Below are 22,897 nucleotides of genomic sequence, written 5' to 3'. Positions count from 1 at the left end.
GCGTGCGGCGGGTGGTTACTCAACCACCCGCCGTACCTTGAGCAACGCCGCGCGCAACGCGCTCTTGTCCACCGAGCCCAACGCCAGCCTGATTGCATGGGGCACATGCCCTGACACCGCAAACGGCTCGGCAGTGGACACCGAAACACCCTCCTGCGCCAACGCCATGGTGACCTGATCCGCCCGGGCATCCTCCCCCAACGGCAGCCATAAAAAATACGACGAGGGATGGCTGATGTACTCCACCCCCGCCAGCACCTCAGCCGCCAGCGCCTGCCGGGCCTGGGCGTCCTGGCGTTTTTGTACCTCCAGTTGGAGTACCGTGCCGTCCTCGATCCAGCCGGTGGCGATGGCCGTCATTACCCCCGGCGCATTCCACACCGTGGCCATGACCGTCCTTTCCAGCGCCGCAACCCACGCCAGTGGCGCCACGACGAACCCCACCCGCAGGCCGGTGGCGACACTCTTGGACAGCCCACCCACGTACACCGTGCGCTCCGGCGCCAGGTGCGCCAAGGGCGGTGGCGCGTGCTCGACGAGGAAGGCATAGGCGGCGTCTTCGATCAGGATCAGCTCGTGTTCGCGGGCGATGCGCACCAGTGCCTCACGCTGGTCGAGCCCCAGCACCCAGCCCAGGGGGTTGTGCAAGGTCGGCATGCAGTACAGCGCGCGCACCGGGCGTCGGCGACACAGCTGTTGCAGCACCGCCAGGTCCGGCCCGCGCGGCGTGACCGGGATCGCAACGAGCTCCAGGTGCAAGGTCTCGGCCAGCACCTTGAAACCGGAATAGGTCAAGGCATCCACCGCCACCACATCGCCGGGCTTGAGCAACGCCATCATGCTCACCGCCAGGCCATGCTGGGCCCCGCTGACCACCAGCACCTGCTCGGCCGCGACACTCAGGCCACGGTGCAGCAGATGCCGCGCCATCACCGCCCGCTCATGGACGCGCCCGGCATGGGGCTGGTAACGCAGCAGCGCTTCCAGGTCGCCAGACAACGCCAATTGGCGCAAGGCCGTGCGCAGCAGGTCGGCCTGGCCGGGCAAGGACGGGTAGTTGAAATTCAGATCGAGCATGCCCGCCGCCACCGCCATTTGCCCACTGCCTTGGCCGGGCGCCAGGGCAATTTCCCGCACAAAAGTGCCACGCCCGGTCTCGCCGCTGACCAGGCCCATGGCCTCCAGTTCGCTGTACACCCGGCTGGCCGTGACCAGGGCCAGGCCATGGGTGGTCGCCAATTGGCGGTGGGTCGGCAGGCGGGTGCCGGGCACCAGGGTTCCAGCACGGATATCCCTGGCAAAAGCATCCACCAGGGACTTGTAGCGGGCACGGGGCATGGGCGATGTATCCATGACAATTTTTTGATTGTCGCAATCTTCAGCCCTAGGATGCCCGAAACGCAACCCTCCCCTGTCGAGCGCCCCCTGCATGGAACAAACGTCCCGGACCATCCCCCCCGAACATAGCCGCAGCGGCTGGATCAATGGCTTGATCGGCGTGCTGATTTTCAGCGGCTCGCTGCCCGCCACCCGCTTGGCGGTGCTGGAATTCGAACCGGTGTTCCTGACCGTGGCCAGGGCGAGCATTGCCGCGGTGCTGGGCCTGTGCCTGTTGTGGCTGTTGCGGGAACGTCGCCCCGCGCGCAACCAGTGGGGGCCGTTGCTGATTGTCGCCCTGGGGGTGGTGATTGGCTTCCCGTTGCTCACCGCCTTGGCCTTGCAGTATGTGACCTCGGCCCACTCCATCGTGTTTATCGGCCTGCTGCCCCTGGCCACCGCGGTGTTCGGTGTGCTGCGCGGCGGCGAGCGACCGCACCCGGTGTTCTGGCTGTTTTCGATCCTGGGCAGCCTGCTGGTGGTGGGCTATGCCCTGGCCCAGGGCCTGAACGCCGCCCCCGCCGGCGACCTGCTGATGCTATTGGCGGTGCTGGTGTGCGGGCTGGGATATGCCGAAGGGGCCAAGCTGGCACGCACCCTCGGCGGCTGGCAGGTGATCTGCTGGGCGCTGGTGGTTTCGCTGCCGGTGGTCGCGCCCCTGACCTTGCTCCTGGCCCCCGCCTCCTTCACCGGCATCAGCCTGGCGGCGTGGATAAGCCTGGGTTACGTGGCGCTGTTCAGCATGTTGATCGGATTTGTGTTCTGGTATCGCGGGCTGGCCCAGGGCGGCATTGCGGCGGTCGGGCAGTTGCAGTTGCTGCAGCCGTTCTTCGGCCTGGCGCTGGCGGCCAGCCTGCTGCATGAACCGGTGAGCCTGGGCATGCTCGCCGTGACCGTGGCGGTGATTGCCTGCGTGGCCTTGGCTAAGAAGTTTGCGCGATAGGGGCGTGGGCCTTTAGGCTCATGGATTGGCCCAAGAACAATAAGGATGCACGATGCACACCCCTTCCCTGCAAGACACCACGGCGCCGGACGGCGTCTGCTACGGCTGTGGCCCCAGCAACGCCCACGGGCTGCATATCAAGAGCCGCTGGGATGCGGACGGTGTGCATATCGTCGCCGAGCACCTGCCCGACGCCCAATACTGCGGCTGGCCCGACCTGGTCTACGGCGGCCTGATCGCCATGTTGGTCGACTGCCACTCCAACTGGACCGCCATGGCCTATCACTACCGTGCCGAACAGCGCACACCTGGCGAGTTGCCGCGTATCGACTGCGTGACCGGCAACCTCGGCATCAAATTCATCAAGCCCACCCCCATGGGCGTGCCGCTGACCTTGCGCGCGAAGGTCGAGGGTGAGGTCGGGCGCAAGAGCCGCGTGATCTGCGAGGTGTACGCCGATGGCGTGCTGACGGCGATTGGCGACTCGATCTTCGTGCGTGTCGATACCGGGCGCCTGGCCGATACGGCCCATGGCCGCCAGGCCTGAGAATGGTCTACATTCAACGCCACGTGCCGAAAAAAGGAACCTGACGATGACGCGCCTGACCGCTAAAGACTTCGCCCCTGAGCTGCTGGAGCTCTACGACGGCTATGCCCACGGCAAGATCAACCGTCGCGAGTTTCTCGACCGCGCGGCCCTGTTCACCTTTGGCGGCCTGACCGCCTCGGCACTGCTGGCTTCCCTGAGCCCCAACTACGCCCTGGCCGAGCAGGTGAAATTCACCGACCCGGACATCGTTGCCGACTACATCACCTACCCCTCGCCCAAGGGCAACGGCGCGGTACGCGGCTACCTGGTCCGCCCGGCGAAGGCCACAGGCAAGCTGCCGGCGGTGGTGGTGGTCCACGAAAACCGTGGGCTCAACCCCTATATCGAAGACGTCGCCCGGCGCCTGGGCAAAGCCGGGTTTATCGCCCTGGCGCCCGATGGCCTGAGTTCGGTGGGCGGCTACCCCGGCAATGATGAAAAAGGCGTGGCGCTGCAACAGACCGTCGACCCGACCAAGCTGATGAATGACTTCTTCGCCGCTATCGAATGGCTGATGCATCACGACGCCAGCACCGGCAAAGTCGGCATCACGGGCTTCTGCTACGGCGGTGGCGTGACCAACGCCGCGGCTGTGGCCTACCCGGAACTGGGCGCGGCCGTATCGTTCTATGGGCGCCAACCTGACACCAGGGACGTGCCGAAAATCAAGGCGCCGATCATGTTGCACTTTGGCGAACTGGACACACGGATCAACGAAGGCTGGCCGGCTTATGAAACCGCCTTGAAAGCCGCAGGCACGACCTATGAAGCCTACATCTACAAGGGCGCCAACCACGGCTTCCATAACGACTCGACCCCACGCTACGACGAGGCTGCGGCGAGCCTGGCCTGGGAACGCACCTTGGGCTGGTTCCGTAAGTACCTCGTGTAATCACACCGCCCCCTGATCAATTCAAATCAAGAAGCAGCAGACATGATCGAAACCCGCCTGCTACGCCAGTTCATCGCTGTGGCTGAAGAACTGCACTTTCACAGGGCCGCCATGCGCCTGCACATGGCCCAGCCCCCTCTGAGCCAGGCCATCAATCGCCTGGAGGGCAAGCTGGGGTTCAGTCTGTTTACCCGTAGCAAGCGCGGGGTAAAACTGACCCCAGCCGGTGGCGCATTCCTCGACGCCGCCTATGGCACCCTCAAGGCGTTGGCGCTGGGCATCGAAAACGCGCGCCAGGTGGCGCAGGGTATCGCCGGTAAACTCACGGTGACTGCCGTGTCGATCACCTACTACGAGCCACTGCTCGATAGCCTGCGCCGGTTCCGCGAGACGTTCCCAAAGGTGCAATTGATCATCAAGCAGATGCCTTCTGCCAGCCAGGCCCAGGCCATTGCGTCGGGGGAAGCGGATATTGCCTTCATACGCAAATTGCCGATGGCCGCACCAAACATTGCGTCGCGCCTGTTGCTGGATGAGCAGATCGTGATGGCCCTGCCGGCCGATCACCCCAAGGCCGGCGACGGCCAGATCGACTTGCGGGACTTCGCCGGCGAAGACTTTGTGTTCACCCCTCAAGCCCTGGGCAGCGGTTATCACAGCCAGCTTATCGCCCTGTGCGAGGCCGCCGGCTTTTACCCTCGGGTGGTACAGGAGGCCGTGCAGCTCCATACGCTGATCGGCCTGGTCGCCTGTGGCTTCGGCGTTGCCCTGGTTCCGGAGTCGATTGCCAACTCGATCCTGCGCGACAAGGTCGTGTTTCGTCGCATCGCCCCGGTAAGCGCTTTCCCCAACCCAGCCATCGGCCTGTACCTGAGCTGGAACACCGACAACCCATCACCGTTGCTGGACAGTTTTATCGCCCTGCTCGACTTCAGCGCCACTGCTGTGCCTTCGACCACCGATTAGTCGCTGCCCGTGAGCGTGCCACGGCATTAGCACCGCAGAGACGGGTGATCGCTGGCGCTGGCGAGTCGAATCGGGGGCTGGACATGTCAAAACCGTGGGTCGCATTGATTGCAGTGATGATGACTATCAAACCGAGCGGCCTGTTTAATTGGCAACGCTGATTCCTATAATCGCCTCCACATTCTTCCCCGGCCTGGCTTCAGGCTGCATTCCCCCCGGATCTTCGCCCCATGCCAAGCGCTAGCCAGGCCCCTCATAGCCTTCCCGAACATAATCAACAGAGCGTCAAACAGCAGTGGCTGGCGATTCTCTCGGTTGCCGTGGGGGCCTTTGCCCTGGTGACCAGTGAGTTTCTGCCGGTGGGCGTGCTCAATGATGTCGCCAGTGACCTGGGCATCAGTGCCGGCCACGCCGGTTTGATGGTGACCCTGCCCGGCATCATGGCCGCCCTCGCCGCGCCCTTGCTGTCGGTCAGCATTGGCACCATGGACCGTCGCTATCTGCTGATCGGCCTGACGCTGATCATGATCATTGCCAACTCGGTGGTGGCGTTGGCCAGTGATTTTGGCCTGCTGCTGTTCGGCCGTGTGCTGCTGGGCATCAGCATCGGTGGTTTCTGGGCCACCGCCATCGCCCTCAGCGGCCGCCTGGCGCCCAGGGGTGTGGGCGTTGCCCAGGCCACTTCGATCATCATGGTCGGCGTGACCCTCGCCACCGTGCTGGGCGTGCCGGTAGGCACCTGGCTGAGCGGCCTGATGGGCTGGCGCATGACGTTCCTGATCACCGCACTGATGGGCGTACCGGTACTCCTGGCGCAGATTTTCCTGCTGCCACGACTCAATCCGGAGAAGGCCATTCGCGTCAGCGACCTGCCCGCCTTGTTTATCAACCCCCAAGCGCGGGTCGGCTTGATCGCGGTGTTGCTGATCGGCCTGGCGCACTTTGCCGCGTACACCTACGTTGCGCCCTTCTTCAAGCACAGTGCCGGCTTCGATGGACCAACGATTGGCTCGTTGCTGCTGTTGTTTGGCGTGGCCGGGGTGATGGGCAATATCTTTGCCGGTTTTGCTGCCAACCGCAGCGTACGCCACACCCTGTTGCTGGTGGCGCTGATGATCGGCACCAGCACTGCGCTGTTCCCCCATTTCGCCACCGGCATGACCGGCGCAGCCATGCTGATCGCGCTCTGGGGCTTCGCCTTTGGTGCCTTTCCGGCCTGCGCCAGTATCTGGATGTTTGTCGTGGCGCCCAAGGATGTCGAACGCGGCATGCCGCTGTTCGTTGCGTTGTTCCAGGTGATCATTGCCCTGGGCTCGTTCTTTGGCGGGCGGATCGTCGACCAACTGGGCAGCTCGGTGCTGCTGAGCCTCGCCACAGTGCTGGTGGGCTTGGGTTTTGTGACGGTGTTGGTGCTGGGGCGCAATGTCAGCAACAGCCTTGCGGCCCAGCCCTGCTAGCTGGCTGAGCATTGCAGTGGGGCTCTCCCATCGGCCGGGGGAGCCTACTCGATCCTGCGAGACAGCCTGACGTTGGCTTTGCCGATGGGCAACTCCTGCGCGCCCGACCTCAATGCCAGGGAAACCCTGGTGTTTTGCGCGTCAACCTTCACCACCAGGTCGATATCTTTTTGCTTGCCCAGTTTCTGGAAAGCCTCAAGGATTTCTTCTTCATCGAAGGCGTCAATCCACACGCCATACCGGCCGTTTCCATTGCGCCAATAGAGGCCACAGAACTTTGGGATGGCCCTTTTGGCGTAGTGGTTATCCTGTAGATCCTTTGCGAATAAATTTTCCTGCTCGCCGTTGTAGGCACTGAAGCCAAAATCGAGCCACTCGCCCTTCTCCAGGACAACCACCGGTCTCCAGCTATATTTCTCCCGGTAGACGCCATAGATTTCTGGCGCAGGATAGCCTTGCGTCAGTATTTTTTGCCGGATTTGCGGGCTGAAGGTCTTATAGGAAGGATCATTGAGCATGCGCTCTGCATAGCCGTCTTTAAACATGTACTGGGCATTGCTGTAGGCGCTTTGCTTGGTAATGGTTGTAGCCTGCGCCTGAAAGGCCCCGACTTCCTTCTGATGCCCCGCTCCGCTCAGCCACAGCACCACCCGGCCCTGTGGCGCCAAGCCCACGACAAAGGTGCTGTAGGTGTCTTTTTTATGGGTGTCCTGATCGATAAAGCCCTCATCCAAGAGGCGCTTGATCGCGTCTTTGTCCAAGGCCCAGTGACCGCTATAGAACGTGCGCTCCACCAGCGAGTACCAGGTAAATTCCAGCTGATAGGGCACGCCCTTTTTTTCGATCGCGGTGGTCATCGTTCCGCCCTGGCTGCCCCAGCCGGTGTTCTGCGTGCCCCAGATCGCATCAAAACCGTAGGTAAAACCCTCAGCGATTATGGCGCCACGGTAAACCTCCATCGGGTATTCCTGTGGCGCAGATACCGTTCCCGTCCAGCTGTAGGTTTCTGGCATGTCTTTACTCTTGCACGCGGCCATCGAAAAACAGAACAACAGCGCAGCAATCACAGTTATCGGGGTTTTTATTGTCACGCAGCGCTACCTCGTCATGGCTTTACAGGAACATCGCCCGCCACTGCGCTTCCCTCTCCCGGAACCAATACCAAGCTCTGGGGCGAAGACAACGTAATGCCCATTTCCTGAAGGCGCGCAAGCAGGATGAACAGCAAGTCACTGCGGGTACCGGACACCGAGCGCGGGCTGTTGACGTAGCCGCTGACCCCAATGATCAGGCCGTCCCTGGCCAGGTCCTTGAACGTGACCGAGGGTGCCGGCGTATCGAGAATCGCCTCGTGCTCGGTAAACGACTGCATCAGCAGTTCGCGAACCTTCAATACATCGGTATCCAGCGGCAACGTGAGGGTAATGCCCACCACGCCCAGGGCGTTGCCCATGGTGACGTTGCGCACGTTTTGCGAGATGAATTGCGAGTTCGGCACGATCACCGTCGAGCGGTCGGACATCTGGATCTCGGTGGCCCTGACGTTGATCCGCCGAATATCGCCCTCCACGCCCCCCAGGCTGACCCAATCGCCAACCTTCACCGGCCGCTCCGTGAGCAGGATCAGCCCGGAGATGAAGTTCTGCACAATCGCCTGCAAGCCGAAGCCGATGCCCACCGACAAGGCACTGACCACCCAGGTCAGGCTGGTCAGGTTGATCCGCAGGATCGACATCACCAACAGAGTCAGCAGCACAAAGCCCAGGTAACCCACCAGGGTCACCAGGGAGGCGCGCATGCCGGCGTCCATGTTGGTTTCCGGCAGCAGCCGCTCGCTCAGCCAGCGCTTCAAGGTGCGCACGGCGAACAGCCCGATGACAAACATCAGCAGCGCAATGAGGATGTCCTGGGGAATGATGTGCAGGTTGCCCAGGGTCTTGCTGGACTCGCCCAGTTGGCTGAAGCCCTGGAGCAATTCGCTGGGGCTGGAGCCTGCCGGAAGGAAAGCCGCCATCACGGCGGTGAGCAGCAGCAATGTACGGCCAACGCCCGCCAGCACCGTACAGGCCTGGGCCTGGTGCCGTGGCGACAGCCCCAGGGCATTGGCCAGTGCCAGGCCGCTGGGCTGCTTGGGCGAAAGCAGGGTTTCGCAGACGTCGCCGAAAAAGGCGATCAGCAGGTAGGCCGACGCCGCCACGACGCTGACCCACAGCAGCTTGACGGTAAGGAAGTAGGCCAGGGACAGATACCCGGTGAACAACGCGAGGACAATCACCGCCACCCAGATCGACGCCACAAAGGGCAGCATACCGGCGAGCCCGCCCGGGCGCGGCAGCTCGAGTTTTTTGCGCACATGGCGCACGCGCAACATCGCGGCGATAAAGATCAACGCGGTGGTCAGGGCCGTCAGGCCATTGAGCGCCACGGTCAGCGCCAGGCTGGCGCCAGTGACGTTGTTGATGCGCTCCTCGGTGGCCACCAGCATCAGCGCCACCGCCAGAATCGCCGGGAAAGGCCCCAGGGCACTGGCGATTTCATCGGCAATGGCCGGTAACCGCCAGGACGGTCGCGGCAGCATCAGCAAGGCGCGGCCAAGGCCCGCAATAAACGCACAGAACGTGGCCAGGGTGACCAGGTGATCGGAAAGCCGGGCCAGGTTTTCGCTCAACACCGCGTTGCTCTCCAGCCCCCAGCGCATCAGCGAGACCGCCCCCATGATCGTCAGGATCGACGACAACCCCACCGCCACCGCCAACGTACTACGCCGCAGGCGCCCCTCCGGCAGCCAGCGGATCATTGCCCAGGTGAGCAGATGCTCCAGCAGTCGCCGGCCGAAACTCCAGATCAGCACCGCCGCCAGCAGTGTGCTGAAAAACGCCCAGCGGTTCTCGGGGCTGACGGCACTCTTGAGGGCGACGATACCTTCGGCCTTGAGGTTGTCCAGGCGTTGCAGGTCCTCGCTGGTGGGGCGGATCAGGGTCGACCAGAAGGTGGGGCTGAAGGGCGAGTCGGTACGTGAAGTGACTTGGGAGTTGAACAGATTGCGCCGCAGGTTGACGATCTGCGCGGCGAGGTCGCGGCTCGTCTGGCTCAGTTGCTTGGCCTGCTGCTCATCCTCAAGCAGGCTGTTCTTCTTGCGGGTCAGGGCATCCCGTTGCTCGGTGAGGCTCTGCGCTTCGCCGGGCTGGGCCGCGCCCAATACCTTGAGTTGATCGTCAAGGCGCTCCATCTCGGTGGCGCGCACCGTGAGCAAGGCCGCGGCCAGCTGTTGCACCTGCAGCGCACCCTGCCGAAACTCCGCCAGCTTTTCGTCACTGGTACTGACCGGCACGCTCTGGCGAATCAGCTCAAGCTGCTGGCTGAGCTGCTTGAGGTCGGCGTCTTCGGGCAACAGCGGCAAACTGTCGACGACCTCGACTGGCGCCGGTGTGGCGCCCGCCTCTGCCCATCCCGCCGGGCTGATAGCCAAAACCATGGCCAGCAAGGCCTGGCAGATGACGCCCCTATAAATTCGCCGCATCAACAATTCACCCTTTCTGTCTTTTTTCCATTGGCATTATGGACCGCCAGGGCCGAAAGGAAATTCCGCCCTGGCGGCAAAAGAGTAGATGCGGGGTGTTCCTCTCAGTCAACCAGCGTGGCCTTGGGCACCAATGCCCACGGCGCCATCAAGCGCTGCGGGGTCTGGCAGGTCTTGCGCTTGAACACGAAGTTGCGGCACTTCTCGGCGAACTGTTGGCGGTTTTCCACCATGTCCAAGCGCATCTGTGCCAGCTCGTTTTCGCGCAAGTGTGCAATCTGCTCCAGGTCCATCTGGGCTTTACGCGCGCGATGCAGGGCGTACTTTTCATCGGTCAACGCGTCGCTGGCCTGTTGCAGCAACCATGAGCCAAATGCCCGTGGGCAGCGTGGGCCGATATCCTGGATCATCCCCCACTGGCGGCCCTGGAAGGCGCTGATCGGCAGGCATTGCTCGACGAGCCTGTGGGCGATTTCACTGCCGACCGCGCGCGGCAGGCTGTAGGTCCAGTATTCGGAGCCATACAGGCCCATGGTCTTGTAATGCGGATTGAGCACCACCCCCGCCCGGGCGAATACGACATCGGCCGCCAGCGCCAGCATCACACCGCCGGCTCCGGCGCTGCCTGTCAGGCCACTGACCACCAGTTGCCGGGCTGTCAGCAGTTCCTGGCAGACATCGTCGATAGCCTGGATGTTGGCCCAGGCCTCCAGCCCCGGCACCTCGGCGGCCTGAATCACGTTGAGGTGCACACCATTGGAAAAACTCCCACGCCCGCCCCGGACCAGCAGCACCTGGGTGTCCCGCGCCTTGGCCCAGCGCAGTGCCGCGACGAGGCGCTGGCACTGTTCGGTGCTCATGGCACCGTTGTAGAACTCAAAGGTCAATTCGCCAACGTGACCGGACTCTTGATAACGAATCGGTTGATACGCCATCTCATCGAACCCTTGGTGGGCAATCGAGCCGTCCAGTACCGGTACACCCGCCAGTTGCCCAGCCAGCACGTGACGGGCCGGCAACTTGAAGGTTTCCTCGCCGGGCTGGGCCTTGCGCTTGAGCGAGCCGACCCACAGGCTATGATCACCGGCCGCGACCAATACCGCGTCATCCTGTACCGCAAGGATTTCCCCCGCCGTACCCCGGCGCGAATCCAGATGCGCGTCATACAGGTAATACTGGCCGCCAGCGAGGCTCGCCAACACACCGGGCTGGCCGTCGGCGGCGTCGATGGTGCGTTTGATGAACCGGGCGCAGTCGTACCAACTGAAGGTGCGGTCAGCTTGCTTCATGTTCGGCTGCAAACGCCCGATGACGTCAGGTTGCGTGTAGTCGAGGGGCACCGGCACGAAACCGCGGGCGAATTTTTCTACTACATCGCGGATGCAATAGATCGCCGCGTCACTCACCGCGCCGTTGTACAGCTCGGATTTACGCACGTCGGCGGGCATGTCGAATTCACAGGTCGACCAGATCGGGCCGGCGTCCATTTCCTCCACCGCCTGCAAGGCCGTGACGCCCCAGCGCTTGACCTGCTGGGTGATGGCCCAGTCCAGTGCGCTGGCGCCACGGTCGCCGACAATCCCCGGATGAATGATCACCACCGGGCGATCCGGATTGCTCCAGAGCTGCTGCGGCACCCGGTCCTTGAGAAACGGGCAGATCACCAGGTCCGCCGCCGATTCCTCGATCTGCCGGCAGACCGTGGCTTCATCGGTGAACAGCACCACACTGGGCACATGGCCCAACTGGCGCAAATCCAGCCAGGCCCGTTGGGTCAAGCCGTTGAACGCCGACGACAACAACATAATCTTCAATGACTGCATGACTGACTCTTCCTTGAGAATGCATGGCCGCAGGCTCCTTGAGCCATCCTTGGCCTTTTATGGAAACCCAAGGGTAGAGGGAGTGTCAGGAAGGGTAGATGACCGAGATCAATCTTGTGTCAGCCAGTGGTTGATCGGCTGCGGGGGTTGCCACGCAGGGCATCAATCGTGCCCGTCCAGCCCTTCTCGAACCAGGTCCAGAAAGGTCGTCAGGATACGCCGGGAGCTCTGCGCGCGCAGGCACACCAATGTCTCGGTGAACTGGCGCTGACAATCGATGATCGGCAACCCGCGAAGCCTGGAGTCCGAGCCCAATTCGGCCGCAGAAACGACACCGACGCCCATGCCAATGGCTACCGCCTCGCGCGCGGCTTCACGCCCCTCCACTTCGATCGCCTTGCGAATGCGCAAGCCCGCCGTCGCCATCTCTTCCTCGAGGGACAGCCGCGTGACCGAGCCCTGCTCGCGTAAAACCATGGGAGTGTTGTCCAGGTCGGCCAGGCAAACCGATTCACGCTGGGCCCAGGGGTGGTCATGCGCCACGAACACAAGCATGGGATCGCTGCGCAGATGCAGCGTCAGCAGGCGATCGTCGTCGATGCTGCGCCCCAGCAAGGCGATGTCTGCCTGATGGCCGAACAATCGCTGCAGGACCTCATCGGTATTGGCGGTCTCAATCTTCACATCCACACCTGGGTATCGGCTGCAGAAGCGAGAGACATAGGGCAAGACATGCACCGGCGCATCCACGGCCAGGTTCAGCGTGCCCGTCGACAAGGTGCGGTAGTCCGTCAGCATGTCGTGGGCATCGATACTGATATCGAACAGGCGCTGAGTCAGGCCGAACAGCCGCTCGCCCACCTCCGTAAGGCGCACCAGGCGCTTGTCGCGGTAGAACACCATCACCCCGTAGTAGTCCTCGAGCTTGCGAACCTGGTCTGACACCGCAGGTTGGGACAGGCACAGCTGGTTGGCCGCCCGGGTGAAGCTGCCGTTCATCGCGACCGCATGGAAGGCCTTGAGCTGTGTATGGGAGATCGTCATTGCAGCACCTATCTATAGTTTCAGCTTATTCATGCATACGCTAAATCGATTTCATTTATGGAAAATAAACTGCAAGCATGTTTTTCACAAGATGCCCAAGCCGTTACGCCCCAGCCGCTTACAAGGAATGCGCTATGGAAGTTGAACGTTTCGCTGTATCAAAACGCCGTTCGGACATGGTCCGCTACAACCATCACCTGTACATCGGTGGGCAGGTTGCCCAAGACCTCGGGGGAGATATCCAAGCGCAGACCCTTGAAGTGCTCCTGGGTATCGAACAACTTCTGCTCAGTGCCGGCAGTAGCCGCGAGCGGGTCCTTTCGGTGCGCATTCTGCTCGCCGATCGCGAGGACTATGCAGGGCTGAACAGGATCTGGGATGAGTTTTTTCCTGCCGGCCACGCACCCACCCGTGCCTGCACCCTGGCGCAATTGATCGACCCCGGCTGGCGCGTGGAAATGATCGTAGTCGCTGCGTGCGACTGATTCATAAACCTGCCTCGTAACGATCCAACGGAGACGACCCTATGCGCCCCTACTGGCTGGACCAGGCCTTAAAACATCAACCCGCTGCGCCTTGCCCGCCCCTGCGCCAGAACACGCGCGCCGACGTCTGCATCGTTGGCGCAGGCTATACCGGGCTGTGGACTGCCATCATGCTCAAGGAGCAGAACCCCGAGCTTGACGTGGCGATTGTCGAGGCCGATATCTGCGGCGCCGGTGCCAGTGGGCGCAATGGCGGGTGCGCACTGTCCTGGTCGGCCAAGTACTTCACCCTGGAGCGCTTGTTCGGCACCCAAGAGGCAATACGCCTGGTCCAGGAGTCGGAGCAAAGCATCTACGCCATCGGCCGCTTTTGCGACAAGTACGCGGTCGATGCCGAGTACCGTCTCGACGGTACGCTCTACACGGCGACCAACCGTGCGCAGATCGGCTCCACCGACGGGGTGATCGCCGCGCTGGAACGCAACGGTATCAACTCGTTTTCCAAATGTGCGTTGCCCGATGCACAACGCCTGGCTGGCTCGACCCGCCACCTTGAGGGCTGGTTCTCGCCAGCGGCGGCCAGCGTACAGCCGGGCAAGCTGGTCCGCGGGCTGCGCCGAGTGGCCCTGGACCTGGGCGTGCGTATTTATGAAAGCTCGCCAATGACCCGCCTGGAAGAAGGCGCACCAGCCATCATCCATACCCCCAACGGGAGCGTAACGTGCGACCGGGTCGTGTTGGCGATGAACGCCTGGATGGCCAGGGCTTTTCCACAATTCGCGCGTTCTGTGGCGATCGTTTCCAGCGACATGATCATCACCGAGCCACGGCCTGACCTGCTGGAAAAAATCGGCCTGACCAACGGCGTCACGGTTCTGGACTCGCGGATATTCGTCCACTATTACCACAACACCCCGGACGGTCGGATCATGCTCGGCAAAGGTGGCAACACCTTCGCGTATGGCGGACGTATCCTGCCGGTGTTCGACCAACCGTCGCCCTATGCAGGACTGTTGCGCAACACACTCAAGGATTTTTTTCCGGACTTCGCCGACGTCGGTATTGCCGCCACCTGGAATGGCCCCTCCGACAGATCAGTCACGGGGCTGCCGTTCTTCGGCCGCATGGGCTCAAGAGGCAATGTCTTCTATGGCTTCGGCTATTCCGGCAGCGGCGTTGGCCCTTGCCATATGGGCGGGCAGATCCTCTCGTCACTGGTGCTGGGCCTGGACAACCCGTGGACGCGCTCGCCACTGCTGCAAGGCCCGCTAGGCCACTTCCCTCCCGAACCGATCCGCTACCTCGGCTCCCTGATGGTGCGCAACGCCATTCGGCGTAAAGAGCATGCCGAAGACCACAACCGGCACCCTCGTCGATTCGATGTGCATCTGGCCAAATTCGCTGCCGCCGCCGGCAAGGCCGACAAGGGTTGACCCACCTCAGTCAGCCCGCATAACAGGCACCACAACGATCTTAGCCACCGTTTCAGCGATGGCTTTATCGGCTCCATGCATCACTCCTCACAACAATAATATTGCTGGAGAAGATCATGACCCACACTGCGTTTGGATATGCACCTCTACTGCCCCCCCGAGCCTTCAGCAGGCCCTGCCTGCTGGCGACAAGGCGCCCTTTACCACTGACAGCCTGACTCCATTCTCACGGCCATCTGATCGATGCCGTGGGCCTGGACGGGCTCGTACCGCAAAAACAAAAACAAAAAAATCCTCTTTTGCGCTGTCTGGCACCTTTTACGGGATCAGAACACCATGAACAAAAATAATCCGTCGGTCCTTGCAAGCAGTTGGCACTCCCTCAAGCGTTGGCGCGTGCAGGTTTTCCTGATCACTTGGGTGGCTTATGCCGCCTTCTACTTCACCCGCAAGGCGTTCTCCGTCGCCAAGCTTGGTATTGGCGAAGACCCAGGCTTTATGCTCGAAAAGACCATGATGGCCAACCTCGACGCCCTCTATCTGGCCGCCTACGCCATAGGTCAGTTTCTCTGGGGAAACTTCTCGGACCGTTTCGGCCCCAGGATCGTAGTTTTGAGCGGCCTGGCCATTTCGGCGGGGGCAGCGCTCCTGATGGGGACCTACGCCACCCTGCCGATCTTCGCGTCTTGCATGATCATTCAGGGTCTTGCGCAATCGACCGGGTGGTCAGGCTTGTGCAAGAACGTCAGCAGCTTCTTCAGTACGGGAGAACGCGGCCGCGTACTTGGCTACTGGAGCACCTCCTACGCCTTTGGCGGCTTGGTGGCTACCCCATTTGCCGGCTGGTGGGCTTACCAGGTCTATCACGACTGGCGCGTAGCGTTCATCAGCAGCGCGATCGTGGTGCTGGTGGCGACCGTGCTGTTCTTTTTCCTGCAACGCAACTGTCCGGAAGACGTAGGCCTGCCGGCTGTAGAAGTCGAGCTCGAACCGGTCAGTAACGTCGTAGTACCACGGGAAAGCATGTGGGCCGGTTTACGGATCGTGATGAAGAATCGTACGGTATTGGTGCTCGGCCTTGCCTACTTCATGCTCAAGCCCGCCCGTTACGCGATCCTGCTGTGGGGACCGGTGATTATCTACGAGCGCATGCCCGAGATCGGCAAGGTAGCCTCTGCAATCGTGCCTACCTCTTTTGAGCTTGCGGGTTTAGTCGGCCCCATCCTCATCGGTATTGCATCGGATAAATACTTCGGTGCGCGTCGTGTGCCCGCCTGTGTCCTTAGCCTGGTTCTGCTGACTATCTGCCTGGCGCTGTTTGTTCCCGCGATGCAAAGCGGCAGCCTGTACATGGTGGTCGGCCTGCTATTTATGATGGGCCTGACACTCTACGGGCCGGACTCGATGATCTGTGGCTCGGCGGCGATTGACTTCGGCAGCAAGCACGGCGCGGCTTCGGCTGCCGGCTTCGTCAATGGTTGTGGTTCGGTCGGTGCGGTTTTGGGCGGCTTGCTGCCGGGTTACTTCGACACCATCACCGTATTCCTGGTGTTCACCGCCACGGCCCTGCTGGCCAGCCTGATGCTGGTGCCATTTTGGAACAGCCGGCCAAAGACCGTGGAAAACCCGCAGTTGGTCTCAACCCCGACGCCGCCGGCCAGGGTCAGCACTGCCTCTTGATCGCCAACCCTGCAAGACCCAAGCGCAGGCATGGAGACGGTCGCCTTGGCCTGCTCCGGCCATGCGTCAGGCCTGGCCTATGAGGCACTTGGGGCCGCAGGACCGGTCATTTTGCCTGGCGCAATGATTTGGGGGTGCGCCCGTAATACTTTTCAAACGCAGCGCTGAAGCTCGAAAGGTGTTGAAACCCGACCTTGTACGCCACCGTAGACACATACATGCCCGACTCCAGCAGCTCCCTGGCCTTTGCCATGCGGATATCCGTGAGCATGCGATAAGGGCTGGTGCCAAACACCTTGCGAAAGCCCTGTTTAAGCTTGAATTCATTGGTGCTCAACGTAGCGCACAGATACCCGACGGTTAATTGCCGATCGAATTGGCTCATCAGGATATCCCGTGCGCTCAGCATCAAATCCTGGTCTTTTGCGCGGATCTTGTCCTCTACAGGCGTTGGCGCGGGGGCAAGCGGGCGGATCTGCTCCGACAGCAACCCGAGTGCGGCAATGTGGATATCGAGCAGCCCTCCAGCCTGGTCGTGCAGATGGACCAATGAATCGGCCAGCCTCTGGGTGGCCGCACCGTGCTTGCCGCAAAATAAATGGTTGGCCGACAGGTCCTTGGCATTGTCCAACAGCAAGTATTCCAAGCCGTACCGCTGCAGCAGTGGCGCCTTGGCCACCAGACGCAACTGGCGGATAGCCTGTTTGGCCGGATAACACCGCTCTCCCCGCAAACTGCCGTAGGTGGCGACGGTACTATGGCCGCCTATGAAGTCGTAACGCTGCCCGTCCATACCGGTACTGCTCGATTGTCCGGACAACGCAATCGCCACCGTCAGGGCACGCTCCCCTTCAAACGACCCAACTTCCACCAGGTCAAAGTTTGGATTGAAACTGGAGTAGGTCACTGCCAGGCCATCCTCGAATGTCAGCGAGTCACTGAAGCAGGTTCCCAGGCTTTCCGGTAACTGGGAGCGACGCCAAGGCGATTGCCCCAGGCGAGAAGGTGCGGCCCTGTCCGTGGAAGAAAACCGATAGCTCATTTTCATCATTCCTTGTGTTGCGCTTACCCAATGACGGGGGGAGATCTCCGAAATGCCAAACAGATAATCCGGACCTCCAAAAAAGTGTAACAAGATTTATTCGCATTGGCATCCTATAGTGGCCCGACCTTAATTAGCGCCTATTTCGGGCCTGGCTACCACATGAATTATGCCCCTGACTCGGTGCTGCGCACCGTTTTCATTGCGTTGTCTGCCCTTGCCTGCCCGGCAGCTGTTTATGCACAAACCGCGTCGGACTCTGCCGAAAATGCAACCAGCATCGCCCTCCCCTCCGTGGTGGTGACGGCCGACAAGATTGAGCGGCCGCTGGAAATGGTACCCGCCAGTGTCGCGGTGATTGATGGCCAGGATCTTGAGCAATCGAGCATCACGACTATGGAGCAACTGGAGGGTCGCATTGGCGGGTTGTCTTTCCAGCCCTTTGGCCAGGCCGGTATGAAAGCACCGGTGATGCGCGGCGTGACGGCCGGTATCCACTCCTATTCTTCCTCGGTACTGCTGCTGGTCGATGACGTTCCCACATTGATGGCACAGGGCTTCGAGAACAGCCTCCTAGATGTGGATCGTGTCGAAGTACTGCGTGGACCGCAGTCCACCTTGTACGGGCGCAATGCAGAGACCGGCGTGGTCGCCATCCACAGCCAGCAGATGGAAGATACCCCACGGGCCACGGTAACGACCGAGCTGGGCAGCCGGGACAAGCGGGACGTGCGCTTCGCCTTGAGTGGCCCGCTGGTTGCCAACACCTTGTATGGCAGCGTTTCCGGCTCGATCGCACGGCAGTCCGGGTTCATTCATAACACCTATACGGGCGGGGATGAGGACCATACCCACCACAAATACCTGAACCTGGGACTGCGCTGGACCCCAACCGACGCCGATGAAGTGGTCACCCGTTACACCCGTCAGGATTACAACGATGGTGCGGCGCTCTGGGGCAATGCCGGCCAGCCCAGCGACCGCGTTGCATCCACCACGCCCAGCTGGAACCGCTCCCTGGGCCAGACCTTCTCGATCAATGCCTCGCACCTGTTCGATACGGGCCTGCGCCTGCGCTCCATCACTGCCTACAACGACTACCAGGACAAGGTCCTGCAAGACTCCGACTTCATGCCGGTAGAACGCCTGTACATCGGGCGCGACAACCATATGCGCACCCTGTCGCAGGAGTTCCGGGTGGAGGGGCAACTGGGGCGGGCCGACTGGTTAGTAGGCCTATACGGTGATCACGGTAACAACGACTTGCGCAACTTTGCCCTGCGCAGCCCCGTCTTCTCTGATTATGGCGGCCGCTTGAAGACAGATTCGGTGGCCCTGTTCACCCACTGGAATGTGCCGCTCAACGATGACTGGAGCGTTTCGGCGGGCGCGCGCATCGAGCGCATGTCGGCAGGCATCACCCCCACCGGTGGTGGACACAGCAGCCAGGACTGGACCTATGTCTCGCCGAAGCTGAGCCTGCAGTACCAGATCAATGCCTCCAACCAGTGGTACATCAGTGCCAGCCGAGGGGTACGCGCCGGCGGCTATAACATCTTTGTTTCCAGGCTCAACTACCCCTCTTATTCGCCGGAAGATATCTGGTCCTACGAGACCGGCCTCAAAGGCTGGGCGCTGGACAAACAGCTGCGTTACTCCCTCGCGGCCTACGTGATGAAAATCGACAACATGCAAGTGCAAATGCAGCCGGCGGTGGGCGTGATCTACACCGCCAGCGCCGCCAAGGCGACGTCCAAGGGCGTAGAGCTGGACCTGGACTATCTGCTCGGTGCCGGCTGGCAAGTGACCACAGGCGTGGCCTTCAACCACACCACTTACGACAGTTTTCAGGACGGTGCGACCAACTACGCGGGCAACTACAACACCTTTGCCCCCCGACTGAATGGCCATGTAGACCTGCGCTACACCGCGCCACAGAGATGGTATGCCCAAGGCAGCGTGGTGGGCACCAGCAAGATCTACCTGGATGCCGGCAACCGTTACGAACGCAATGGCTACGGCCTGCTGAATCTGGTGGTGGGCTATCCCTTCGGCCAGTGGGAAGTGGCGGCTTATGCCAACAACACGCTCAATAAGAAGTACGACGCCGAAGGTTACAACGCCGGCTACTACACCATCTACAGCCCGCCACGTGAAGTCGGCGCGCGACTGACCTGGCGCATGTGAGGCGTGGTGATGAACACAACTTTCTGGTGGCCACGACAGCTGCTGATCGGCTGGATCAACCTCGCCCTGACGGCACCGTTGATTTATCTGTTCATCGGCCTGCCGTTGGTGATGCGCGAACACGGCTGGAGCGCTACACAAATTGGCCTGATGCAGATGACGGGGTTGCCGGCGCTGGGCAAGTTCCTGCTGGCGACACCCATCGACCGCTGGCAGGTAGGCCGGAACAATTATCGCAATTGGGGAATGCTGCTGGGCGTGGGTTACATCGCCACCCTGCTGTTGCTGGGCCTCCATGATTTGGCTGAGACACCATTTGCCCTGTTGTTCGTGCTAGCCATGGCGGTCAGCCTCTTCGGTACCTGGGTCGATTTGCCCATCAACGCGCTGGCCATCCGGATGCTGCCGCAAACCCAGCGCATGCAGGCCGGTGCGATTCGTTCAACAGCCACCTCGCTGGCGGCAATCATCGGCGGTGGCCTGATGCTGATCCTGCACAGCCGTACAGGTTGGGCCGCGCCCTTGTACGTTTTGTCTCTCGGGGTGCTTTCGGCAGTGCTGCTGCTCCCGCTGCTGCGAACACCGACCACCCTTGCCTGCCCTGTTCCCGAAGAGCGCGACGCCTTTATATCCAGGCCCAGCATGGGGCAATGGCTGGCGTGGTTTACACAACCCGGGCACCGCACCTGGACCGTATTGCTGATCTTGTATTTCCCGTTGATCGGCACCGTCTGGGTGTTCCTCAAGCCGTTGATGCTCGACCAGGGTTTCAGCCCTGAACGCATTGCACAGATTGTCGGCGTGGGTGGCGGGGTGGTCGCCGCTTTCTCCAGCCTGGCCGGGAGCTATGTATCGCGAAAGTGGGGAGTGCGCGTTGCGTTGCCCTTGTTTGCGGCCGGCAACCTGCTGACGCTGGGCACGCTGGCCGCCAGCACGCTGCTTTGCTGGGGGCCTGACGCAATGGCCGTCGCGGCGTTGCTGGTGGCCCTGATGATGGGCGCCAGCGGCGGCCTGGTGTTCGGTTTGATGATGTACCACGTACGGCCCGGGCTGTCGGCGCTGGACTACGGCATCCAGTCGAGTCTGTTCGTAGCAGGTCGCACGCTGCTGCCGATTCTCGCCGGCGTGTTACTGGACCACACCGGTTACAGCGGCCTGTTCGGCTGCCTGCTGGCCGCCCTTGGCCTGATGCTGGCCTACCTGCTCGGCTGTAGCCTGCGCGCCCCGCGCAAACCCGCCAGCCAAACACCCTCACCCACACAGTCGGTTGAATAAACTCAAGGAGATGACCCGATGCAAGAGCTGAAAGCGCCGAGCACCCTCGCTCAACTGATACCCCTTGAGCGCGTCCGTGAAGTTGCCGCCCGCCACGCGTTGAACGCCGACCAGCAAGGTGTGCTGGCCGCCGAAGTGGTGGAGGCGCTGACCTGCGCCGGTTTTTCCCGCTACTTCGTGCCAAGGGAACAGGGCGGGCACCCCGGCACCTTCGTCGAACTGTCACAGCGCATCGTGGCTGTGGCCAAGGCATGCCCTTCTGCTGCCTGGTGCGCCATCATCCAGGCGGTCGTGGGGCGCATGGCAGCCTACCTTCCAGTGGCTGCACAACAGCAAATCTGGGGAGACAGCCAGGACGTACGCATTTGTGCCTCGTTCCGCTCCACCGGCAAGGTCGAGGCCGTCGCCCAGGGCTGGCGCTTGACGGGAACATGGCACTACCTCTCGGGCGTTGATTTCGCTGATTGGGCTTTGCTGTGCATTGAGGTCGATGACGGGGAGCAACGCTTCGCCGCCATTCCCGCCGGCACCTGGCAAGTCCTCGACAATTGGCAAACCCTGGGCATGCGGGGCACAGGCAGTCACTCGATCATCCTGGACGCAGTGGTTGTACCGACGCATATGACCTTCGCCAGAACCGACTTGATGAAAGGTGGTTCCCGCCACGCCCAGGGCCCGCAGTACCGGGCCTCACCGATTGCCGCCGATGCCCAGCTGTTTTTGGCCTGTGGCCTGGGGGCCGGCTGGCAGTGCCTTGAGCAATGGCGTGACAGCCTCCCCAGCGAGGCAGTGGGTGAAGTGGCCATGGCCTATGCCAGCGCGGAAGCTGCACTGGAGACCTGCGGCCTGTTGCTGCACAACAGTTGCCAGGCGATTGACCAGGGTGAGTTATCACCACTGCAAATCGGACGTTGCGCCCGTGATGCGAGCTTCGCTGCACAACTGCTTCTGGACGCCGTCAACCGCATCTTCCGCCTGAGCGGCGCCCAAGCCCACTTCAGCAGCAATCTGGTGCAGAAAAGCTGGCGTGACGTGCAAACGCTGACGTCGCACATCGCGTTAAGGCCTGACTTCAATTTCATCGGCTATACCCGGCATGCCCTGGCGAACAGGCCGTAGCGCAATGCCCGCCAGGACAGCGGTAGACAGGGAGGCTTACATCATGCAGGACACCTCACCAATGACAGGCTTCGCAAACCACCTGCAGTTGCGTCGGATCAATCGCGCAACCGTCGAGCGCTACATGCACATGAAGGGCGCCGAACGGCTGCAACGCCACAACTTGTTCAGCGAGGACGGCTGCGGCGGAAACTGGACCACGGCTACCGGAGAGCCCCTGGTTTTCCAGGGCCACGAAAGCCTGGCACGCCTTGCCGTATGGCTCGAGCAATGTTTTCCCGACTGGGAATGGCACAACATACGGATCTTCGAAACCGACGACCCCAACCACCTCTGGGTGGAGTGCGACGGGCGCGGCAAGGTGCTGATCCCGGGCTATCCGCCAGGCTACTGCGAGAACCACTACCTGCACTCATTCGAACTCGATAACGGCAGGATCAAGCGCAACCGCGAGTTCATGAACCCTGTGCCCAAGCTGCACGCACTAGGCATAGCCATGCCGCAAATAAAGCGCGACGGCATTCCCGTCTAAATACCATCAAAGGAGTATTGATGATGCCAGACACAACTAACCAAGCCGACTTCAGTGGCGCCTCCGATCTTCGCGAGAAGAATCGCGTCACCGTTGCAACCTACATGAATACCAAGGGCCAGGATCGCCTGCGTCGACATGAGTTGTTCGTCGAAGATGGCAGTGGCGGTCTATGGACGACGGATACCGGCGCACCGATCGTGATCAGCGGTAAACAGAAACTCGCGGAACATGCGGTCTGGTCGCTCAAGTGTTTTCCGGACTGGGAATGGTACGACATCAAGATCTTCGGTACCGACGACCCCAATCACTTCTGGGTCGAGTGCAAAGGCCACGGCAAGATCCTCTTCCCCGGTTACCCGGACGGCTATTACGAAAACCACTTCCTGCATTCCTTCGAGCTGGATGACGGCAAGATCAAGCGTAATCGCGAGTTCATGAACGTCTTCCAGCAACTGCGCGCACTAAGTATTACGGTGCCGCAAATCAAACGCGAAGGTATTCCCACCTGATAGCCAGCCAAGCAGGGTCAA

Annotated in this window: 19 protein-coding genes; 13 read left to right on the top strand and 6 right to left on the bottom strand. The window is 61.5% G+C overall.

What is annotated here, in order from left to right; genetic code table 11:
- Window positions 1–15: 15 nt before the first annotated feature.
- Complete coding sequence (locus tag HBO11_RS05425) at window positions 16–1,338, bottom strand: PLP-dependent aminotransferase family protein (protein ID WP_169952959.1); 1,323 nt, start codon at window positions 1,336–1,338, stop codon at window positions 16–18.
- Window positions 1,339–1,429: 91 nt separating this feature from the next.
- On the opposite strand from HBO11_RS05425, the gene HBO11_RS05420 reads away from it, so the two are divergent.
- The 5 genes from HBO11_RS05420 to HBO11_RS05400 all read left to right on the top strand — a co-directional run bounded on the left by HBO11_RS05420 (window position 1,430) and on the right by HBO11_RS05400 (window position 6,224).
- Window positions 1,430–2,320 (top strand): DMT family transporter, encoded by an 891-nt coding sequence (locus tag HBO11_RS05420; RefSeq protein WP_169952957.1) that lies wholly within the window; start codon window positions 1,430–1,432, stop codon window positions 2,318–2,320.
- A 52-nt stretch (window positions 2,321–2,372) separates the two neighbouring features.
- On the top strand, window positions 2,373–2,867 hold the full coding sequence (locus HBO11_RS05415; RefSeq protein ID WP_169952955.1) for a PaaI family thioesterase: 495 nt from the start codon (window positions 2,373–2,375) through the stop codon (window positions 2,865–2,867).
- A 46-nt stretch (window positions 2,868–2,913) separates the two neighbouring features.
- On the top strand, window positions 2,914–3,801 hold the full coding sequence (yghX, locus tag HBO11_RS05410; RefSeq protein WP_169952953.1) for a YghX family hydrolase: 888 nt from the start codon (window positions 2,914–2,916) through the stop codon (window positions 3,799–3,801).
- A 42-nt stretch (window positions 3,802–3,843) separates the two neighbouring features.
- Window positions 3,844–4,767 (top strand): LysR family transcriptional regulator, encoded by a 924-nt coding sequence (locus HBO11_RS05405; protein ID WP_169952950.1) that lies wholly within the window; start codon window positions 3,844–3,846, stop codon window positions 4,765–4,767.
- Window positions 4,768–4,997: 230 nt separating this feature from the next.
- Window positions 4,998–6,224, top strand: a complete 1,227-nt coding sequence (locus HBO11_RS05400) for an MFS transporter (protein WP_169952948.1) — start codon at window positions 4,998–5,000, stop codon at window positions 6,222–6,224.
- A gap of 44 nt (window positions 6,225–6,268) precedes the next feature.
- Here the strand turns inward: HBO11_RS05400 and HBO11_RS05395 are convergent, their stop codons facing one another.
- The 4 genes from HBO11_RS05395 to HBO11_RS05380 form a co-directional block, all read right to left on the bottom strand.
- Entirely contained in the window at window positions 6,269–7,237 is a 969-nt protein-coding gene (locus HBO11_RS05395) for a DUF2931 family protein (RefSeq protein ID WP_222931747.1), read from the bottom strand.
- Window positions 7,238–7,329: 92 nt separating this feature from the next.
- On the bottom strand, window positions 7,330–9,744 hold the full coding sequence (locus HBO11_RS05390) for a DUF3772 domain-containing protein (protein ID WP_169952944.1): 2,415 nt from the start codon (window positions 9,742–9,744) through the stop codon (window positions 7,330–7,332).
- Between the two features lie 104 nt (window positions 9,745–9,848).
- Window positions 9,849–11,567 carry a hydrogenase maturation protein gene (locus tag HBO11_RS05385; protein WP_169952942.1) on the bottom strand — a complete coding sequence of 573 codons (1,719 nt, stop codon included), beginning with the start codon at window positions 11,565–11,567 and terminating at the stop codon, window positions 9,849–9,851.
- 162 nt (window positions 11,568–11,729) lie between these two features.
- On the bottom strand, window positions 11,730–12,611 hold the full coding sequence (locus HBO11_RS05380; protein ID WP_169952940.1) for a LysR substrate-binding domain-containing protein: 882 nt from the start codon (window positions 12,609–12,611) through the stop codon (window positions 11,730–11,732).
- A gap of 134 nt (window positions 12,612–12,745) precedes the next feature.
- Here HBO11_RS05380 and HBO11_RS05375 point away from each other — a divergent pair, with 134 nt between their 5' ends.
- The 3 genes from HBO11_RS05375 to HBO11_RS05365 all read left to right on the top strand — a co-directional run bounded on the left by HBO11_RS05375 (window position 12,746) and on the right by HBO11_RS05365 (window position 16,209).
- Window positions 12,746–13,096, top strand: coding sequence for a RidA family protein (locus HBO11_RS05375; protein WP_169952938.1), 351 nt, complete (start codon window positions 12,746–12,748; stop codon window positions 13,094–13,096).
- A gap of 41 nt (window positions 13,097–13,137) precedes the next feature.
- A complete protein-coding gene (locus HBO11_RS05370) occupies window positions 13,138–14,529 on the top strand; it encodes an FAD-dependent oxidoreductase (RefSeq protein ID WP_169952936.1) in 1,392 nt (463 codons plus the stop codon).
- 336 nt (window positions 14,530–14,865) lie between these two features.
- A complete protein-coding gene (locus tag HBO11_RS05365; RefSeq protein WP_169952934.1) occupies window positions 14,866–16,209 on the top strand; it encodes an MFS transporter in 1,344 nt (447 codons plus the stop codon).
- A gap of 106 nt (window positions 16,210–16,315) precedes the next feature.
- On the opposite strand, the gene HBO11_RS05360 is transcribed toward HBO11_RS05365, so the two are convergent.
- The gene (locus HBO11_RS05360; protein ID WP_169952932.1) at window positions 16,316–17,251 is read right to left on the bottom strand and encodes an AraC family transcriptional regulator; all 936 of its coding nucleotides are present in this window, start codon (window positions 17,249–17,251) and stop codon (window positions 16,316–16,318) included.
- Window positions 17,252–17,413: 162 nt separating this feature from the next.
- Between HBO11_RS05360 and HBO11_RS05355 the strand changes: the two genes are divergently transcribed.
- Genes HBO11_RS05355 through HBO11_RS05335 form a run of 5 tightly spaced genes read left to right on the top strand, consistent with a single transcriptional unit; the run spans window position 17,414 to window position 22,876 of the window.
- On the top strand, window positions 17,414–19,438 hold the full coding sequence (locus HBO11_RS05355; protein WP_170058846.1) for a TonB-dependent receptor: 2,025 nt from the start codon (window positions 17,414–17,416) through the stop codon (window positions 19,436–19,438).
- A 9-nt stretch (window positions 19,439–19,447) separates the two neighbouring features.
- On the top strand, window positions 19,448–20,713 hold the full coding sequence (locus HBO11_RS05350; protein ID WP_170058845.1) for an MFS transporter: 1,266 nt from the start codon (window positions 19,448–19,450) through the stop codon (window positions 20,711–20,713).
- Window positions 20,714–20,731: 18 nt separating this feature from the next.
- The gene (locus HBO11_RS05345; protein ID WP_169952926.1) at window positions 20,732–21,832 is read left to right on the top strand and encodes a hypothetical protein; all 1,101 of its coding nucleotides are present in this window, start codon (window positions 20,732–20,734) and stop codon (window positions 21,830–21,832) included.
- Window positions 21,833–21,875: 43 nt separating this feature from the next.
- Window positions 21,876–22,364: a PhzA/PhzB family protein gene (locus tag HBO11_RS05340; RefSeq protein ID WP_169952924.1), complete on the top strand. Its 489-nt coding sequence runs from the start codon at window positions 21,876–21,878 to the stop codon at window positions 22,362–22,364.
- A gap of 23 nt (window positions 22,365–22,387) precedes the next feature.
- On the top strand, window positions 22,388–22,876 hold the full coding sequence (locus HBO11_RS05335; protein ID WP_169952922.1) for a PhzA/PhzB family protein: 489 nt from the start codon (window positions 22,388–22,390) through the stop codon (window positions 22,874–22,876).
- The last annotated feature ends 21 nt before the right edge of the window (window positions 22,877–22,897 follow it).

Origin of the sequence: Pseudomonas sp. WS 5010 (genome assembly GCF_012985565.1) — a bacterium.
In the GTDB taxonomy this organism is placed as follows: domain Bacteria; phylum Pseudomonadota; class Gammaproteobacteria; order Pseudomonadales; family Pseudomonadaceae; genus Aquipseudomonas.
The sequence above is the reverse complement of the archived record's forward strand: the minus strand, read 5'-3'. Positions and strand labels throughout refer to the sequence as shown.

What these genes read in the sequence shown, in the direction of transcription:
- HBO11_RS05360 (WP_169952932.1), bottom strand. Translation starts at nt 17,251, where the DNA reads ATGAGCTATCGGTTTTCTTCCACGGACAGGGCCGCACCTTCTCGCCTG.
- HBO11_RS05345 (WP_169952926.1), top strand. Translation starts at nt 20,732, where the DNA reads ATGCAAGAGCTGAAAGCGCCGAGCACCCTCGCTCAACTGATACCCCTT.
- HBO11_RS05355 (WP_170058846.1), top strand. Translation starts at nt 17,414, where the DNA reads ATGAATTATGCCCCTGACTCGGTGCTGCGCACCGTTTTCATTGCGTTG.
- HBO11_RS05380 (WP_169952940.1), bottom strand. Translation starts at nt 12,611, where the DNA reads ATGACGATCTCCCATACACAGCTCAAGGCCTTCCATGCGGTCGCGATG.
- HBO11_RS05425 (WP_169952959.1), bottom strand. Translation starts at nt 1,338, where the DNA reads ATGCCCCGTGCCCGCTACAAGTCCCTGGTGGATGCTTTTGCCAGGGAT.
- HBO11_RS05335 (WP_169952922.1), top strand. Translation starts at nt 22,388, where the DNA reads ATGCCAGACACAACTAACCAAGCCGACTTCAGTGGCGCCTCCGATCTT.
- HBO11_RS05395 (WP_222931747.1), bottom strand. Translation starts at nt 7,237, where the DNA reads ATGCCAGAAACCTACAGCTGGACGGGAACGGTATCTGCGCCACAGGAA.
- HBO11_RS05415 (WP_169952955.1), top strand. Translation starts at nt 2,373, where the DNA reads ATGCACACCCCTTCCCTGCAAGACACCACGGCGCCGGACGGCGTCTGC.
- HBO11_RS05365 (WP_169952934.1), top strand. Translation starts at nt 14,866, where the DNA reads ATGAACAAAAATAATCCGTCGGTCCTTGCAAGCAGTTGGCACTCCCTC.
- HBO11_RS05405 (WP_169952950.1), top strand. Translation starts at nt 3,844, where the DNA reads ATGATCGAAACCCGCCTGCTACGCCAGTTCATCGCTGTGGCTGAAGAA.
- HBO11_RS05385 (WP_169952942.1), bottom strand. Translation starts at nt 11,567, where the DNA reads ATGCAGTCATTGAAGATTATGTTGTTGTCGTCGGCGTTCAACGGCTTG.
- HBO11_RS05370 (WP_169952936.1), top strand. Translation starts at nt 13,138, where the DNA reads ATGCGCCCCTACTGGCTGGACCAGGCCTTAAAACATCAACCCGCTGCG.
- HBO11_RS05375 (WP_169952938.1), top strand. Translation starts at nt 12,746, where the DNA reads ATGGAAGTTGAACGTTTCGCTGTATCAAAACGCCGTTCGGACATGGTC.
- HBO11_RS05420 (WP_169952957.1), top strand. Translation starts at nt 1,430, where the DNA reads ATGGAACAAACGTCCCGGACCATCCCCCCCGAACATAGCCGCAGCGGC.
- HBO11_RS05350 (WP_170058845.1), top strand. Translation starts at nt 19,448, where the DNA reads ATGAACACAACTTTCTGGTGGCCACGACAGCTGCTGATCGGCTGGATC.
- HBO11_RS05400 (WP_169952948.1), top strand. Translation starts at nt 4,998, where the DNA reads ATGCCAAGCGCTAGCCAGGCCCCTCATAGCCTTCCCGAACATAATCAA.
- yghX (WP_169952953.1), top strand. Translation starts at nt 2,914, where the DNA reads ATGACGCGCCTGACCGCTAAAGACTTCGCCCCTGAGCTGCTGGAGCTC.
- HBO11_RS05390 (WP_169952944.1), bottom strand. Translation starts at nt 9,744, where the DNA reads ATGCGGCGAATTTATAGGGGCGTCATCTGCCAGGCCTTGCTGGCCATG.
- HBO11_RS05340 (WP_169952924.1), top strand. Translation starts at nt 21,876, where the DNA reads ATGCAGGACACCTCACCAATGACAGGCTTCGCAAACCACCTGCAGTTG.